We start from the raw sequence: 15,353 nt of genomic DNA, 5'->3' as shown, positions 1-15,353 counted from the left end.
GCCGCTCGCCAGCAACGCTTCCGCCGAGGCATAGGTCGCGGTCTTCAGTCCGGCGGCCATCAGCAACCGCTCGATGGCCTGGCGCATGCTGTCGTCGTCGTCCACCACGAGTACCACGCGGGTCGGGATCGGTGTCATTGCTGGGAGGCATCGAGCCGCTGACCACGCCGTCGCGAGAGGTGCGGTGGGAGTATGTTCATGCGCGCGACTCCTTCTCTCTCGGTGGATGTGAGTGCCGAAGCTTGCGTTGCCAGATGGCCCGATCGGCAAGGCAGCGTTCAGTCTGGGTTCATCATTGCGCGTCGGCGTGCGAAAGGTAACTGGGTCGAAGGGCAGATCCATTGCCCGAAAGGGAAGCGGAACGCCATCCAAACGCCGTCGACGGTCAAGCGATGCGAGAACTTCTCCTCCGGATAGTGGTGATCCAAGCCTATGCTGATGCCGGAACGTTGCAGGTTGCGTTTGACCACCTCCGCGCCGCACAGCGGTTCGAAGATTTGCATTGCCTGCCGGTGAGCGTTGTGCCGGTCATTTGGGGAACATGAACTGCGCTTGCAGACGGATCTGCCAGTTGGGGCCGTTGTCCGGCTTCACCACGTTGTAGTACGCCGATAGCTGTGTGTTCACCGGTAGCTTCCCCAGATGGAAGATCTTGCCGACGCCTCCGCCCAGCGGCACCGTCCAGCGCTGGCTGCTTTCGGCGTTCCAGTCGGCCGTGATGATCGGCGCCGTGGTGAGGTAGAAGCCGCCTGGGAAGTTGTAGTTGATGAATGGCTGGAGCGTCCCGTTGTTGTACGAGCCGCCTTGCTTGCTGCTGCTCACCGACCAGATGTTGTTCATCAGGGCACCGTAGACCCAAGGGTCGCCATGGTCCATGTGCAGCACGACGAGGGCCGGCCCCAGCCCCCAGTTCTTGTTGCCCAGTTCCGAGTTGCTGTTGGTCGGAATCTGCACCACCGGTCCAGCACCCCAGATCCACTTGCCGGGGTTGGCCGGCGACAAGAAGGCGGTGAGAACCACGTCACCGACACCATTCAAGCTGCCGATCCCGGGACCTAGCGAGGGCATCGAGATCACTGGCAGGATGGTGCGGGTGATGAGGTTCCAGTCCTTGTTGATCGAAATCGGGATCACCGGCTGGATGTTCAGAATGTTCTGCGTCCCCTTCTCGGGCCCGTAGTTGAGATTGGTGTTGTTCTGGAACGGCACGCTGATGAGGTTGCCGACCGGGTTCTGCGCGAGCTTGGCGAGTTCCTCGGCACTCAGTTCGGCGCGGGCCGAAGCCGCCAGCAACGCGGCGATCATGATGGCTGCGCTCGCGCGGGTGGCTTTCGCATGGAAGCTGAAACGCATTGTTCTCACTCCAAAGGGTTTGACCAGGAACGTCGACGTGGAGCTCCTCATGCGTCCGTGCGCGCCGCATGGACCAGAATCCCCGCCACGATGGCATGCAGGACCACCGCCGGCCACAGGAGCAGGCCCGCCGGGGATGGGCCAGGCCGACCCAGGCGAGGTACAGCGCGATCAGGCCGTTGTAGATCAGCATGGCGCGCGATGGCTTCATGGTGCCCTGCTGGCCACGCCCGCCCGGCCAGCAGGCCCAGCCGAGGGCGATCAGCGCAATGCCGCAGACGCGGCCGAGCGCCAGCGACGCGCCCTCGACCTCAACGCCGAACAGCCCCCGGATGACGAGGGCCGGCACCATGAGCGAGGCCAGGCCGGTGACGCCTTCGACAAGCGCGGCAAAGGCGAGGATTCGCCCGAGTCGGGCCGGCACTGCGTCGTTCGCGAGGGTCATGGCTGTGCCTGCAAACGCACGATGCACCGGAATCCCAGGTGCGAGGTCGAGGTGTCCACCGGCTGCGGCATCCGGGCGGCCGGCCGGTAGCGCCTGCAGTAGTTCGGCGCACAGAGGTGCGAACCGCCCTTCATGACCTTGCGCGGGATCGGAATCTCCGGCATGCCGGGGTCGAAGCTCTGCTCCTTCGGGGCGCCGCGCGGGTTCACCGGGATGCAGCAGGCCTTGAGCTTCTCGTCCGGGTGCCTCGGCGAATACCAGGTCTGGGTCCACTCCCAGACGTTGCCGATCATGTCGTGCAGGCCGTAGCCGTTGGGTGCGAAGCTGCGCACGGGCGACGTGCCCGCGAAGCCGTCTTCCGCCAGGTTCTGCCACGGGAACTCGCCCTGCCAGGTGTTGGCCTGGTGAACGCCTCCCGGCGCGAGTTCGCTGCCCCAGGCGTATTCGGTTCCTTCCAGTCCGCCGCGCGCGGCGAACTCCCACTCGGCTTCGGTCGCGATCTCCTTGCCGGCCCACTTCGCATAGGCCTCGACATCGCTCCAGGCCAGGTGCACCACGGGATGATCGTCCTTGCCGGCGATGCTGCTGCCCGGCCCTTGCGGCTGCCGCCAGTTGGCATCGGCGACGAAGGCCCACCACTGGAAGTGGTCACGCAGGCTCACGCGTCCCGGCGGCGCCACGAACACCGACGAGGCGGCCCTGAGCATTTCGGGCAGCGCGCCCGGATAGTCCTTGGGATCGGGCGGGAGTTCGCAGAAGGTCACATGGCCGGTGGCGTCGGCGAAGGCCCTGAACTGCGCGTTGGTGACCGGCGTGGCATCCATCCAGAAGCCGTCGACCGTCACGCGGTGCGACGGCTTCTCCTCGGGGTAGTGGTGGTCCGATCCCATGCGGAAGTTACCGCCCGGGATCCACAGCATGCCCGGATGCAGCGCCGGGACGACATCGATCGATGTGAAAGTTTCGGTCGTCATGTTTGCGTTCAGAACTTGAATCCGGCGCCGAAGTAGAAGCCGCCCATGGCCACCTTGTTGAGCATTGCATCGTCGCGCCTGTAATCCAGGTAGCGATAACCCAACTTGAATGAAGTGACCGGGGAGTATTGGTAGCTGGCGCCGGCGATGGCCTGCCAGCTCGAACTCGAGCCGCCTTCCCCGACGTCGAGGTAGCCCAGCAGCGACCATTTGTCGCCGACTGGGACGATCGCGCGCACGCCGATGACGCCGTCGGTCGAGCCCACCTTCTCCTCCTTGCTCCCCCCGAGGCCGCGCAGGCTGGGCGCGAAGTCGACATTGGTCTTGGCATCCACATAGCGCACGCCGCCAAGCACATCGACGGCCACCGGGCCGTCGATCACGCGGTAGAAACCGGCCAGCGTGGTGATGGTCTGCTCGAACTTGACGTTGTAGCCGCCCAGCAGACCGCCGGCGAACTGGTTCGACACGCCCAGCTTCACGTATTGCACGTCGAGCCATCCGCCCCACGGGCCCTTGCGGGCTTCGAGCGTGCCCATGGCCCCGAAGTCCAGCGCCTCCAGGATGCCCGTGGAGCTCACCGACAGCGTGTTCCCGGGAAGCGGCCCCAGCTTGAGATCCGAGCGGATGCCTGCCAGCCAGAGGTAGGGAACGAACTCGAACTGCCACTCGTTGGCGACAGGCAGGGTGGTCTGCGCCGATGCGGACAGGCAGCCCATCGCGGTGGCGAGACTGCAGATGGCGGTCAGCGCTTTCATTGCGGGGACTGGGCGCGCAGTTCGGCGAACCGCCGGGCGAAGGCGGCCGACCATTTGTTGAAGGCGTCCTGCGCGTAGCTCCAGCTGGTGAAGGAGCTCACGTAGCCGTTCATCCAGGCCTCCGCCGCGGTGGTCGCCCCGTTGTTGAGGTCGGCCGCGTACTTGAGGCCGATCTGGGTGTCGGCGCACTCGGCCAGCACCGTGCCGGAGGCACCGTCGCGGAACTGTGCCTCCAGGCCGGTCTTGCCCAGGTAGGGCGTCGACCCGACGGGGCGCCCCGTGGCCGCCCCGGAGCCTATCTCGGCGACGAAGCCGTAAGGCACGGCGGTGCCGGCCATGCTCTCCAGCGTGTTCGTCGGCACCAGCGAGGTCAGCGCAAGCCTGACCCGCAGCACTCCCGGGCCGGCCACGTTGACGACCTGAACCTCGGGTGACACGCTCTTGACCATCGCACTGTGGAAGTAGTCGACGAGCGTCTTGAGGTCGCTGGGGTCGATCGGGCTCTGCGCCGTGGCCGGCGTGACGTAGACCTGGATGCGCTCGAACATCACTTTGTCGTAGCTCCTCCAGTTGACACCGGCCTGCCGCCAGCACAGGAACCCACCGTTCGCGGGCTGCGCCTTCAGCTTGCCGGGCTCCGTCAGGAAGCCAACGTTGGAGACCTTGGCCAGGTCGTCGGACGCGGTAATGCCGGCGTTGCCCGATCCGGGCGCCGCACAGCCGGTCGCGAGCAGGGCAAGCGCCGTTGCGATGCAGGCGCTGAACGAGCTTCGGTGGAAGTGCGATGTCATCGAGATCCTTGGGTGCAGGCGACGGGAGCGTGCGCTCTCACGATCGTCGCCGCCGACTTGACGCAGGACCATCGGGTGGAAGGGCAATTCACTTGCCCGAAAGGGCAGGTTGGCCCTTCGCGCGCGGTGCGGCACCTGCAAGGCGCGTTAGGCCTAGATGGCGCCGACCCGCATGGAACGGCTGTCGGAGCGTGCGACGCTGCAATCAAGCAGAACCAACGAGTTCGCCTGATCCGGCGGGCGGCACACGGCACTCTCGCTAGCCGCCCATGTCGGCAGGCCGCTGCGCGGTCCCTGGAGCGCTTCGGCTCAGTTTCTCGGCAAGGGCCCCGAGCTCGACCGTCGAGTCCACGCCCAGCTTGACCATCAGGTGTGCGCGCTGCGTCTTGATCGTGCGTTCGCTGATGCCGAGCTCGTCGGCGATCTGCTTGTTGAGCTTGCCTGCGACGATGCGATCGAAGACCTCTCTTTCGCGCGTCGATAGCGTGGCGAACAGCGCGCGAAGCCGCGTGGCCTCCACACGGACTTCCCGCTGGGCAGCGTCGCGAGCAAGCGCCCGCCCGAGTGCCGCGAGCAAGGCGTCGCGCTGGACCGGCTTCTCCAGGAAGTCCACCGCCCCACCCTTCAAGGCCTGCACCGAGGAAGGGACGTCCGCATGTCCCGTCAAGAAGACGATCGGCAGCGGGATACCGTCTTCTTCCAAAGCGCCCTGAAGGTCCAGGCCCGAAGGACCGGGCATGCGGACATCGAGCAACAGGCAGCTCGGACGATCGGGCGGCGGATGGAGCAGGAACTCGCCCGCCGAGGCATACCCACGGGCCTCGAAACCTGCCATGTCGAGCAGCCTGAGCAGCGCGGTCCGCAGCGGCTCATCGTCATCGACCACATGAATGAGCGGAGAAGCGTTCATGCGAAGGCGGCGGCCTGGACGCTGCTTTGACCGTGCACGGGCAGCGAAACATGGAAAACGGTGCCATGGCCGGGTTCGCTCTCCACCCGGATGCGGCCTCCGTGCGCTTCGACGATGGTTCGCGCGATCGCAAGGCCCAGCCCCATGCCTCGGCGCTTGGTGCTGAAGAACGAATCGAAGAGCTTGGGCAGATGCTCGGGCGCAATGCCCGGGCCCCGGTCACGCGCGCTCATTGCAAGCCCGTCCGCTTCCGCCTCGACCGATGCCACAACAGTCCGCCGGTCGTCAGGCATGCCCTCGACGGCATCCATCGCATTGAGCACCAGGTTGATGAGTACTTGCTGGATCTGGACCGGATCACCGAAGACGTGGCCGGACGCCGCGGAATCTCGCACCACGAGATTCACGTCCCTGCGCCGCGCCTCGGCCTGAAGGATGGCACAGGCGTCGCTCACAATCTCGGCGAGGTCAAAGGCCTGGCGCGCGATCTGCTTGTTGGACAGAAGCGTGCGCAGGCGGCGAATGACATCGCTGGCCCGCATATCGTCCCGCCGAATGTCCGCCAGGATCATGCGCAGGTCCTCGCGGCGGTCGGCCCCGGACTGGAGAATCATCTCGGCTGCATCGGCATTGGTCAGGATGGCCGCCAGCGGTTGATTGATCTCGTGCGCAATCGAAGCCGTGAGTTCCCCGGCGATCGCGAGGCGCGAGGCGTGGGCGAGTTCTCCCCCGCGCTGAATGAGCGCCATCTCTGCCTTGCGGCGACGGTGGTGCTCGATCATGAGCGAGGCGACGAGCCCAGCCTGCAGCAGGATCACGGTGCCGCCGACGATCGCCACCGTCCGGTACGCCTCCCAGAACGTGGGCTCCTTGAATTGCACCACCGCGTCGGACGGAATGTCCTTGTCGGCGATGCCCCATCGGCGTGTCTGCCGCAGGTCGACGTTCAACTCGTTGGGCATGGCCTTGGGCAGGTTCAGCGCCGCGGGCGCCACGCCGTCGAACAGGCTGTTGACGATCTGCCCTGCCTGGCGGCCCGTGGCCTCGAAGCTCGGGACGCGGCCGCCCACGGCCCCGGTGCCGACGAAGCTGCTGAACGTTCCGTAGACGGGGGCGGTGGCGGCCTTGGCGATCATCTGGACCGACTCGCGCGCCGTGTACTTGAGGGCGTCGCTGCCCTGGTAGAAGCCGGGTGTGAACACGATCCAGCCCTCATCCAGCCCACGCAGGCGCTCTAGGACCTTGTCGGTCGACGCCCCGGCCAGGAATTCGATCGCCAGCCGTCCTTCGAACTGCGCGAAGGTGTCACGCAGCATCGCCTCCCATTCACGGTCGCGCGGGATCGCACCGGTCACCACGAGCAGATGGCGCGCCTTCGGATGCCAGCGCAGCGCCTGCTCGATGGTGCCGGCGGGGTCGTACTCGACCGGTACGCCGACCACGTCGGGCGGCAGCGTCGGGAATGGCTCGGGGTACGCCCTGAACGCGGCCGCGTGGACGATGGGAGCCCCCGGGAACAGGTGCGCGCGCTGGCGCAGAAGAAAGTCGAGCGATTGCCTTGCCACGGCGATGATGACATCGGGCGGCCTTCCGGCGTACTTGCGCTGCAGATAGGTCGCGACGGTGTCTTCGTAGTCCTCGCCGACGAACTCGGGATAGTCGAGGAACTCGGTGAAGACCTCCACCGGCCTGACGGCAGTGTCCCGGATCGCGCCCCTCAAGCCGCGCTCGACGTCGACGTTGGCCGGCACGAGGCGGCCATTGGAATAGAGCACCAGCACGCTTCGGGCGTCGGCGGCCATGGCCGCCGGGGCAAGCAGCATGCAGCAGATCGCGACGAGCCACCCAGGCCAGCGTCCACCGTGAATACCCATCGTTCGATCACATTGCAAGTGTCGGGACATGGATGATCCACGCTACACACCCGCAAGTCCACTTGCCCTTTAGGGCAATCGATTTGCCCCAAGGCTCGCACCGGAACGGTGCGAATGCAGAACGAATCGCGTGGGCACCTTCCCTTTCGGGCAAGCGCATTGCCCCCGGACCCCATTCTCAGGGGCCTCCGGTCGGGTGAAGATCGTGCTGACGATACCGAGCGCAAGACAGTGCCGCATCGTGTTTGTTCAACCACCGTGGAGAGAAAGCATGAAATCAATCAAGCTCAGCCTGGTGCTCTGCGCCGCCTTGATGGCCGCAGGTTGCGTGACCGACAAGACCTACAACACCGAAGTGCAGAAGGCCAATACCTACGCCGCGCTCAACCAGACGCTGTCGAGCGAACTGAGCAGCGACCAGGCACAGATCACGCAGTTGCAGAACGAGCTCAAGGTGACGATGGTCAACGAGATCCTGTTCCCCGAAGGCGGCTGGACACTCAGCCCCAAGGGTGAAGCGACGCTGGCCAAGATCGCACCGACGCTGTCCAACCTGCCGGGCCAGCAGATCATCGTCCAGGGCTTCACCGACAACGAGCCCATCGGGCCGGCCCTGCGAGGCCGGTTCCCGTCCAATCTCGAACTCTCGTCGGCGCGCGCGGACAACGTCGCGCGCTTCCTCACCTCGAAGGGCGTGCCGCAGAACTCGATCTCTGCGCAGGGCTTCGGCGACGCGCGCCCCGTGGCGAGCAACACCACGCCGCAGGGCAAGGCGAAGAACCGCCGCGTCGAAATCGTCATCTCGGCAGCCAACCGGCCGTAGCGGGTCTCGCCTAGAACCCGCAGAAGCAGCCGAAGTTTTCTACGGGTTCGCGCGCGGCACTTCGCAGCGCCGCGCGTGTCGGTGTAGCCGAGTAGCCGAGCACCATGCCCCTTGCGTTTCAGCAATCGCGAGGCCGGCAATTCAGTGCCGCGCGAAACTCAGAGAATGGGAGTTTGCAAGACGCTCCAGCCGGACCACCCTGGCTTCGACAAACGGAACTGGTCGCTTCGGAGGGCCTGTTCGTTCCAGCTCGGACTGGAGGCAATTCGCTGAACTAATCAGGTCGAGCAGTCGCTGCAGCGGTCAACGACCGATCTCATCATGCGGATTCAACCGGTCGATGCAACGATTTGGCTGAACATCTCAGCCGGCGTGTGGAAGTCGAGGGTCTTCCTTGGTCGCTCGTTCAATTGTCTTGCAACGGCATTCAGCTTGGCCTGTGAATGGCTCGAGAGATCGATCCCCTTAGGGAAGTACTGCCTGAGCAAGCCGTTCGTGTTCTCGTTGGTTCCGCGCTGCCAAGGATTGTGCGGATCGCAGAAGTAGACTTGGATGTCGGTCGCCAGGGTGAAGCGCTTGTGAGCCGCCATCTCCTTGCCTCGGTCCCAGGTCAGCGACTTGTACCGCTCCTGCGGCAGCTTGCGAGCGTTCTTGATCAGCGCATTGACGACGGTCTCGGTGTCCGTGCCCCCAAGTTTTACCAGCATCACGTAGCGTGTTTGACGCTCGACCAGGGTGGCAATCTGACTGCTCGTGCCCCCGAACAGCAGGTCGCCTTCCCAATGACCAGGCACTGCCCGATCTTCCACCGTGGCCGGGCGCTCGCTGATCGATACGGTGTCAAGGATTCTTCCGTGGTTATCGGTCTTCTGCGTGTGATGGCGCGAACGGCGCATGACCCGCGTGCGTCGCAGATGCTGCAGCAGTTCCTTCTTCAAGGCCCCACGGGCTTGGATAAAGAGGCTGTGATAGATGGTCTCGTGTGACACCTGGAAGTGCTCGTCGCCAGGATAACTATGCTTGAGCCACCCCGCGATCTGCTCGGGCGCCCACAGCGATTGGAGCTTGGCAGCCACGATGCGCGCCAAGGCTCTGTTCCTTATCAGTTTGCATCTCTTGGGACGGTGCCCGCAGTCCCACGCCGCCTGGTCGGCCTGAGCAGCCCGGTAGCCTTCTCGACCACCGTTGCGCTTGATCTCCCGGCTTACAGTCGATGGCGCTCGACCGAGGATGCTGGCGATCGCTCGAATTGAGAAGCCGGCCACCACAGCACGTGAGATCTCCTCGCGCTCGGTCAAGGTCAGTGCCAAGGAGGACCGGGACCGCTTTGGCGGTGGTATTCCGCCGGCTCGGGACAGAATCCCTTCGACCGACGAATGCGATCGATCAAACAACTGGGCTATCTGTTGAAGGCTGTCGCCTGCTTTCCAGCGCTCCCACATCAGGGCCTTCTGGCTGTCCGTGTAGTAGGTCCGTGTCCGATACTTCATCTACAACACTCCTTCTGCCTACGCAGTTTCTAGTGTGTTGCATCGACCGGTTGAATCCGCACCTCGGAGCGGAGGTTCGTTTCGGATCGGACTGCTGCAGGAATTGAAGTACCCGATTGAATGCACGTAGGTCGAAGAGCCTTGCGAAGGTCGACGACCGCTCTTGGCAGTAGAGCAAACATTCGGGGCGCCCAGTCGAAAGACCGAGATGGGCACGTTGCAGGCTTCCCTGCGTCGAGTGGGAACGGCTGGTCTGCGCCATCAAGGGGTCCTGGTCGCGAAGTCGGCATTCGCTGCACTGCGGACATGGACCGCGATGTTTGATGTTGCGCTCCTGCGTTGACTAGCAGGTTTCAGGGTTGCAAGCCAGGTCGGCCGATGCTGTTGGCTGGCATCAGCAGGTGATCCGCCATCATCCGAGCTGCAGCCGACAACTGCCTTGAAGCGCTGTAGCCCAGCAACAGTTGGCGCTGCGCCCAAGAATCGATCAGGCGCACTGCCCTGAGCCCGCGCGGGCCTGGCGTTTCCTTGCACGCTGCCAACGGGAGTACGCCCACCCCGAGCTGGGCGGCAATCATCTGGCACATCGCGTCGAAGCTGCGCACCTGCACGCGCATTCGCAGCGGCCGCCCAGACTCCGCGGCCGCGCGGGATGTCAGCTCCAGCAGTGAACTTCCCCGGTTCAGCCCGATGAAATCGTGGTCCAGGCAATCGGCGAAAGCGACTTTCCTGGCCTTGGCCAATGGATGCGCGCGCGGACACAACAACACCAGTTCGTCGTTGCGAAACGGCGCGAGCGTAAGGCCGTCGGCCGGCGTACCTTCGGCAAACACGCCAATGTCGGCCAGGCCGTCCAGCAGAGCGCGGACGATGTCCCCGCTCAACTGTTCTTCAATGTCGACGCGTATTCCGGGCTGATGCGCCATGAAGTCCGACAGCGCCTGTGGCAGGAACTCGGTCAGCGCAGACATGTTGGCCCACAGTCGCACATGCCCCCGATAGCCCTCGGCGTAGTCCGCCAGCTCGTTGCTGAACAGCTCGAAACCCTGGAACAGCCGCATCGCATGTTGTGCGGCCGCATGACCGGCTGGCGTCACGCTCACGCCCTGCACGCTTCGCTCTAGCAGCTGTGCGCCGGTGGCCGCCTCGAAGTCGCTGAGGCGCCTGCTCGCGGCCGACAACGCAAGATGGCATTGCGCGGCGCCCTTGGTGATGCTGCCGGTTTGCACCACGGCACAGAACAGCCGCAGCGTCACGAAGTCAACCCGCGCGGGGTTGATTGGGCTCTTCACCATCCCGGTCTCCTTGTGGGCTTCGCAGAACGCGAAGGATACATGCCGACATGGCAATTCCTCCTGGGCGCCCTTGGACCCTAAATTCAGGTCTCGACAGCTCACGAAAGCACAGAGACATGAAAGCACTGCAAGGCCTCAAGGTCCTCGAACTGGGACAACTCATCGCCGGCCCCTTCGCCGGCAAGACGCTGGCCGAGTTCGGCGCCGACGTCATCAAGGTCGAGCCGTCCGGCGTCGGCGATCCGCTGCGCAAATGGCGCCTGCTGCGTGACGGCACCTCGGTGTGGTGGGAGGTGCAGTCGCGCAACAAGCGCTCGGTCTGTCTCGACCTCCGAAGCCCGGAGGGCCAGGACGCCGTGCGGGCCCTGGCGCTCGAAGCCGACGTCCTCATCGAGAACTTCAAGCCCGGCACGCTGGAAGGCTGGGGACTGGGCTGGGAGCAGCTTCATGCACTCAACCCGCGGCTGATCATGTTGCGCATCTCCGGCTACGGCCAGACCGGACCCTACCGTGACAAACCCGGGTTCGGCGTGCTCGGCGAGGCGATGGGCGGCCTGCGCCACCTGACCGGGGAGCCCGGCCGCGTGCCGGTGCGCGTCGGCGTGTCCATCGGCGACACGCTCGCGGCGCTGCATGGCGTGATCGGCGTATTGACGGCCCTGCACCACCGCACGGCCCACGGCGGCGAGGGCCAGTTCATCGACGTGGCGCTCTACGAGTCGGTCTTCAACGTCATGGAAAGCCTGGTGCCCGAGCACGACGCTTTCGGCGCCGTGCGCGAACGCGCCGGCAGCGCATTGCCGGGCATCGCGCCCACCAATGCCTATCGGTGCAACGATGGTCAATACGTGCTGGTGGCCGGCAACGGCGACAGCATCTTTCGCAGGCTGATGCGCGCCATCGACCGCGAGGATCTCGAGACCGACCCGGATCTGACCCACAACGACGGTCGCGTGCGCCGCGTGGAAGAGATCGACGCCGCAATCGAAGCGTGGACGCGGGAACGCACCCGCGACGAGGTGCTGGCCGTGCTCGATGGCGCCGGCGTCCCGGTCGGTCGCATCTACTCGGTCGCCGACATCGCCACCGACCCGCAGTACCTGGCCCGCGAAATGATCGTCGAGTCGCCGACCTCCGACGGGCGGACGCTCAAGGTGCCGGGCGTCGTGCCCAAGCTCAGCGCGACCCCGGGCGCCATCGCCCATGCGGCGCCCCGCCTGGGGCAGCACACCGTAGACCTGCAGCGCGGCGGCTGGCCTGCGCGCTCGGCCTGAACCCAAAGGAGCAAGAACCATGAACCACGGCAACAAACAGCGGCTCTTCATCAACGAAGTCGCCACCCGGGACGGCTTCCAGATGGAGCCTCACTTCATCCCTACCGACGACAAGATCGCATTGATCGACCAGCTCGGCACGCTGGGCTACTCGAAGATCGAGGTGACCTCCTTCACGTCGCCAAAGGCCATCCCGGCGCTGCGCGACGGCGAGGAAGTCATGGCGCGCATTGCCCGCAGGCCGGGCGTGGTCTACACCGCGCTGGTGCCGAACCTGCGTGGCGCGGAGCGAGCGCTCGACGTCCGCATCGACGAGTTCAACATCGTCATGTCCACCAGCGAGACACACAACCTGAGCAACCTGCGAATGACGCGCAAGCAGTCGTTCGCACAATTGGGCGAAGTGATCGCGTTGGCGCGCAGCGCGTCCGTTCCGGTGAACGTATCGCTGTCGTGTGTGTTCGGCTGCCCGATGGAAGGCGAAGTGCCGCAAGAGACGGTGCTCGGCTGGATCGACCGGTTCGCCGAACTGGCCGTCAAAGGCATCACCCTGTGCGACACGACGGGCATGGCCTACCCCACCCAGGTTCAAACACTGTGCCAGGCGGCGATGACGCGCCATCCTCAACTGGAATTCACGGCGCACTTCCACAACACGCGGGCGATGGGCCTGGTCAACAGCGTGGCAGCTGTGGAAGCTGGCATCCAGCGCTTCGACATGTCGCTGGGTGGCATCGGCGGATGCCCTTACGCGCCTGGCGCTACAGGCAACGTGGCGACCGAGGACGTCGTGCACATGCTCCAGTGCATGGGCTACGACACCGGAATGGATCTCGACGGCCTGATCAGCGCCGCGGCGCAGGTCAGTCACCTCGTGCGGCACGACCTGCCGAGCCAGTTGCCGAGAGCCGGCCACCGCCTGACAAAGCATCAGCCCCCAGCCGACTTCCCCGAGATCGTCGCCCGCGCGGCTGCAAGGCAAAGCGCAAAAGGCAACGCAAAGGAGGCCGTCGCATGATCGACCATCTCGACCACCTGGTGCTTACCACCACCGACGAGCAGGCATGCGTCGCCTTTTACGTCGAAGGGTTGGGCATGACGCTCGAATCATTCGGCGAGGGACGCAAGGCGTTTCGCTTCGGCAACCAGAAAATCAACCTGCACGTGAAAGGCAAGGAGTTCGAGCCGAAGGCGCACCAGCCGGTGCCGGGTGCGCTGGACCTGTGCTTCATCGCCAGCCTGCCGCTGGACGACGTGATCGCCACCCTGAAGCACAAGGGCCTCGCGATCATCGAAGGGCCTGTGATGCGCACCGGTGCGGTGTCGCGCATTCGCTCCGTGTACTTGCGCGATCCGGACCTGAACCTGATCGAGATCTCCGAGGTGGCGTCATGAAGGTGGTCTTTCTGGACGCGGCGACGCTGCCTCAGGCCCTCGCCTTCGATGACGGCCTGGGCATCGACTACCACCCCTACGACACGACTTCGCCCGCGGAAGTCGGCGAGCGCATCGCCGGCGCGACGGTGGTCATCACCAACAAGATCCGGCTCGACGGCGGGCCGCTTCGGGCCGCGCGGGGCTTGCGACTCGTGGCCGTCGCTGCAGCCGGCACGGACAACATCGATGTCGAGGCGGCCGAAGCGCTGGGTATCCGCGTCCAGAACGTCCCCGACTATGGAAGCGAGTCCGTCGCCGAGCACGCGATTGCCACGCTGTTCGCCTTGCGCCGCGAGATCGTGACGTACGCCGCCGCGGCGCGGGACGGCCGATGGACGGCATCCCGCCACTTCTGCTGGACCGGACCTCGCATCCGTGACCTCGGCGGCTCGCGCTTCGGCATCGTCGGCCGCGGCCGCATCGGCGAGGCGGCTGCAAGACTCGCGCGTGGCGTCGGCATGACCGTGCACTTTGCACAGACACCCGGCACGGCGTGCAAGGACGACGAACTCCCGCTCGACGACATCCTGTCGCAGTCCGATGCAATCACGCTTCACGTGCCTTTGACGCCAGGCACGAAGGGGTTGATCAACGCCGAATCGCTGGCGCGGATGAAACCCGACGCGGTGCTCATCAACACCGGCCGCGGCGCGCTGGTCGACCCCGCCGCGCTGGCCGACGCGCTTCGCAGTGGCTCGATTGCGGGTGCGGCCATCGACGTGCTGGAAGTGGAGCCGCCGGCACCGGGGCACCCACTGATCGACAGCAACGTTCCCAACCTCCTGCTGACGCCGCACGTCGCCTGGGCCAGCGACCGCGCTCAGGCCCGGCTGGCCACTCGCCTGCAGGAACTCGTGACGCAACAGGCCCGCCTTTCCTGAACACGACATCCACCGGAGACAAACCCATGAATACCGCTTACCTCGCTTCGCTTGCCGCAATCGCCTCATCGATCTGCGCCTCTCCAGCACAAGCCGACACCTATCCATCCAAGCCGATCACCATCGTCGTTCCGAGTGCTGCGGCCGGTTCGACGGACATCGTGGCCCGCATGATTGGCGATCAGTTGGGCAAGGCGCTGGGCCAGTCGGTCATCGTCGATAACAAGCCCGGCGCAAGCGGCAACATCGGCACCGAGGCGGTCGCGCGCGCCGTACCTGACGGCTACACACTGCTCATGCAGTACTCCGGCTATCACGTCGGCAACCCGGCGCTGTTCCCGCAGATCCGCTGGAAGACGAGCGACTTCGCGCCGATCGCGCTGGTCATGCGGGCGCCACACGTGATCGCAGTGAGCGGCACGCTGCCGGCCACGAACCTCAAGGAGTTCATCTCCAGCGGACAGAAGAACGGCAAGGGGCTCTTCTTTGCGTCGTCGGGCAATGGCTCGATCCAGCACATCGCCGGCGAGATGTTCGCGCGACAGGCCAAGGTTCAGGCCACGCATGTTCCCTACAAAGGTGCCGGTCCGGTCGTGACCGACCTGATCAGCGGACAGGTCGACATGTTCATCACCACACCGCCCTCCGTCATTGGACAGGTGCAGGCCGGCAAGATCAAAGCTCTTGCCTATGCCGGACCCAAGCGCCATCCATCGATGCCGACGGTTCCTACGACGGCCGAAGCGGGCCTGCCCGGGTACGAGGTCGAGTCGTGGTTCGCCTTGTTTGCCCCTGCGAAGACGCCTCCTGAAGTCGTCGCGCGCCTGACCGCTCAGGTCAAGACCATCGTTGAAAGCGAGGCCTTCAGGAAGAAGGTCGAAGACCAGGGCGCCTTTGCTGCCTACATGGACCCGCCGGCGCTCGGCAAGTTCGTCGACCAGGAAGCAGCCCTCTGGGCGAAGGTGATCAAGGACGGAAACATCAAGCCGGACTGAGCCACACTTTGACGCGACCCGAAAGATAAAGAGGCAAAATATCTTGCTTTCGG

At 65.0% G+C, this 15,353-nt stretch carries 15 protein-coding genes; 6 read left to right on the top strand and 9 right to left on the bottom strand.

Annotated features, from left to right (window positions below; genetic code table 11):
* Positions 1–278: 278 nt before the first annotated feature.
* From QTH97_RS31520 to QTH97_RS31490, 7 genes are all read right to left on the bottom strand, one after another.
* Positions 279–503, bottom strand: a complete 225-nt coding sequence (locus QTH97_RS31520; protein ID WP_286572530.1) for a hypothetical protein — start codon at positions 501–503, stop codon at positions 279–281.
* Between the two features lie 25 nt (positions 504–528).
* The gene (locus tag QTH97_RS31515) at positions 529–1,353 is read right to left on the bottom strand and encodes a transporter family protein (RefSeq protein WP_286572529.1); all 825 of its coding nucleotides are present in this window, start codon (positions 1,351–1,353) and stop codon (positions 529–531) included.
* Positions 1,354–1,794: 441 nt separating this feature from the next.
* Positions 1,795–2,772, bottom strand: coding sequence for a formylglycine-generating enzyme family protein (locus QTH97_RS31510; RefSeq protein ID WP_286572528.1), 978 nt, complete (start codon positions 2,770–2,772; stop codon positions 1,795–1,797).
* A gap of 8 nt (positions 2,773–2,780) precedes the next feature.
* Positions 2,781–3,530 carry a hypothetical protein gene (locus tag QTH97_RS31505; protein ID WP_286572527.1) on the bottom strand — a complete coding sequence of 250 codons (750 nt, stop codon included), beginning with the start codon at positions 3,528–3,530 and terminating at the stop codon, positions 2,781–2,783.
* Entirely contained in the window at positions 3,527–4,321 is a 795-nt protein-coding gene (locus tag QTH97_RS31500; protein WP_286572526.1) for a DUF3313 domain-containing protein, read from the bottom strand. The genes QTH97_RS31505 and QTH97_RS31500 overlap by 4 nt, the downstream gene beginning before the upstream one ends.
* Positions 4,322–4,580: 259 nt before the next feature.
* Positions 4,581–5,231, bottom strand: a complete 651-nt coding sequence (locus QTH97_RS31495) for a response regulator transcription factor (RefSeq protein WP_286572525.1) — start codon at positions 5,229–5,231, stop codon at positions 4,581–4,583.
* A complete protein-coding gene (locus QTH97_RS31490) occupies positions 5,228–7,054 on the bottom strand; it encodes a sensor histidine kinase (RefSeq protein ID WP_286572524.1) in 1,827 nt (608 codons plus the stop codon). Before QTH97_RS31490 ends, QTH97_RS31495 begins: the two co-directional genes overlap by 4 nt.
* A gap of 322 nt (positions 7,055–7,376) precedes the next feature.
* Here QTH97_RS31490 and QTH97_RS31485 point away from each other — a divergent pair, with 322 nt between their 5' ends.
* Positions 7,377–7,928 (top strand): OmpA/MotB family protein, encoded by a 552-nt coding sequence (locus QTH97_RS31485; RefSeq protein ID WP_286572523.1) that lies wholly within the window; start codon positions 7,377–7,379, stop codon positions 7,926–7,928.
* Positions 7,929–8,257: 329 nt separating this feature from the next.
* Here the strand turns inward: QTH97_RS31485 and QTH97_RS31480 are convergent, their stop codons facing one another.
* Both QTH97_RS31480 and QTH97_RS31475 read right to left on the bottom strand, forming a co-directional pair.
* A complete protein-coding gene (locus QTH97_RS31480; protein WP_286572522.1) occupies positions 8,258–9,418 on the bottom strand; it encodes an IS30 family transposase in 1,161 nt (386 codons plus the stop codon).
* Positions 9,419–9,771: 353 nt separating this feature from the next.
* Complete coding sequence (locus tag QTH97_RS31475; RefSeq protein WP_286572521.1) at positions 9,772–10,713, bottom strand: LysR family transcriptional regulator; 942 nt, start codon at positions 10,711–10,713, stop codon at positions 9,772–9,774.
* A gap of 116 nt (positions 10,714–10,829) precedes the next feature.
* Here QTH97_RS31475 and QTH97_RS31470 point away from each other — a divergent pair, with 116 nt between their 5' ends.
* The 5 genes from QTH97_RS31470 to QTH97_RS31450 are packed head-to-tail and all read left to right on the top strand — an operon-like array spanning position 10,830 to position 15,300.
* On the top strand, positions 10,830–11,987 hold the full coding sequence (locus tag QTH97_RS31470) for a CaiB/BaiF CoA transferase family protein (protein ID WP_286572520.1): 1,158 nt from the start codon (positions 10,830–10,832) through the stop codon (positions 11,985–11,987).
* 19 nt (positions 11,988–12,006) lie between these two features.
* Positions 12,007–13,005: a hydroxymethylglutaryl-CoA lyase gene (locus QTH97_RS31465; RefSeq protein WP_286572519.1), complete on the top strand. Its 999-nt coding sequence runs from the start codon at positions 12,007–12,009 to the stop codon at positions 13,003–13,005.
* Positions 13,002–13,382: a VOC family protein gene (locus QTH97_RS31460; RefSeq protein WP_286572518.1), complete on the top strand. Its 381-nt coding sequence runs from the start codon at positions 13,002–13,004 to the stop codon at positions 13,380–13,382. Before QTH97_RS31465 ends, QTH97_RS31460 begins: the two co-directional genes overlap by 4 nt.
* Positions 13,379–14,305 (top strand): NAD(P)-dependent oxidoreductase, encoded by a 927-nt coding sequence (locus QTH97_RS31455; protein ID WP_286572517.1) that lies wholly within the window; start codon positions 13,379–13,381, stop codon positions 14,303–14,305. The genes QTH97_RS31460 and QTH97_RS31455 overlap by 4 nt, the downstream gene beginning before the upstream one ends.
* Positions 14,306–14,331: 26 nt before the next feature.
* Entirely contained in the window at positions 14,332–15,300 is a 969-nt protein-coding gene (locus tag QTH97_RS31450) for a Bug family tripartite tricarboxylate transporter substrate binding protein (protein WP_286572516.1), read from the top strand.
* Positions 15,301–15,353: the final 53 nt, after the last annotated feature.

The sequence above is a fragment of the Variovorax gracilis genome, assembly GCF_030317115.1.
GTDB lineage: Bacteria > Pseudomonadota > Gammaproteobacteria > Burkholderiales > Burkholderiaceae_C > Variovorax > Variovorax gracilis.
Note: the sequence above shows the minus strand (reverse complement) of the source record. Positions and strands in the feature narration are given on the sequence as shown.

What these genes read in the sequence shown, in the direction of transcription:
- QTH97_RS31510 (WP_286572528.1), bottom strand. Translation starts at nt 2,772, where the DNA reads ATGACGACCGAAACTTTCACATCGATCGATGTCGTCCCGGCGCTGCAT.
- QTH97_RS31515 (WP_286572529.1), bottom strand. Translation starts at nt 1,353, where the DNA reads ATGCGTTTCAGCTTCCATGCGAAAGCCACCCGCGCGAGCGCAGCCATC.
- QTH97_RS31465 (WP_286572519.1), top strand. Translation starts at nt 12,007, where the DNA reads ATGAACCACGGCAACAAACAGCGGCTCTTCATCAACGAAGTCGCCACC.
- QTH97_RS31455 (WP_286572517.1), top strand. Translation starts at nt 13,379, where the DNA reads ATGAAGGTGGTCTTTCTGGACGCGGCGACGCTGCCTCAGGCCCTCGCC.
- QTH97_RS31475 (WP_286572521.1), bottom strand. Translation starts at nt 10,713, where the DNA reads ATGGTGAAGAGCCCAATCAACCCCGCGCGGGTTGACTTCGTGACGCTG.
- QTH97_RS31505 (WP_286572527.1), bottom strand. Translation starts at nt 3,530, where the DNA reads ATGAAAGCGCTGACCGCCATCTGCAGTCTCGCCACCGCGATGGGCTGC.
- QTH97_RS31470 (WP_286572520.1), top strand. Translation starts at nt 10,830, where the DNA reads ATGAAAGCACTGCAAGGCCTCAAGGTCCTCGAACTGGGACAACTCATC.
- QTH97_RS31495 (WP_286572525.1), bottom strand. Translation starts at nt 5,231, where the DNA reads ATGAACGCTTCTCCGCTCATTCATGTGGTCGATGACGATGAGCCGCTG.
- QTH97_RS31460 (WP_286572518.1), top strand. Translation starts at nt 13,002, where the DNA reads ATGATCGACCATCTCGACCACCTGGTGCTTACCACCACCGACGAGCAG.
- QTH97_RS31450 (WP_286572516.1), top strand. Translation starts at nt 14,332, where the DNA reads ATGAATACCGCTTACCTCGCTTCGCTTGCCGCAATCGCCTCATCGATC.
- QTH97_RS31485 (WP_286572523.1), top strand. Translation starts at nt 7,377, where the DNA reads ATGAAATCAATCAAGCTCAGCCTGGTGCTCTGCGCCGCCTTGATGGCC.
- QTH97_RS31490 (WP_286572524.1), bottom strand. Translation starts at nt 7,054, where the DNA reads ATGCTGCTTGCCCCGGCGGCCATGGCCGCCGACGCCCGAAGCGTGCTG.
- QTH97_RS31500 (WP_286572526.1), bottom strand. Translation starts at nt 4,321, where the DNA reads ATGACATCGCACTTCCACCGAAGCTCGTTCAGCGCCTGCATCGCAACG.
- QTH97_RS31520 (WP_286572530.1), bottom strand. Translation starts at nt 503, where the DNA reads ATGCAAATCTTCGAACCGCTGTGCGGCGCGGAGGTGGTCAAACGCAAC.
- QTH97_RS31480 (WP_286572522.1), bottom strand. Translation starts at nt 9,418, where the DNA reads ATGAAGTATCGGACACGGACCTACTACACGGACAGCCAGAAGGCCCTG.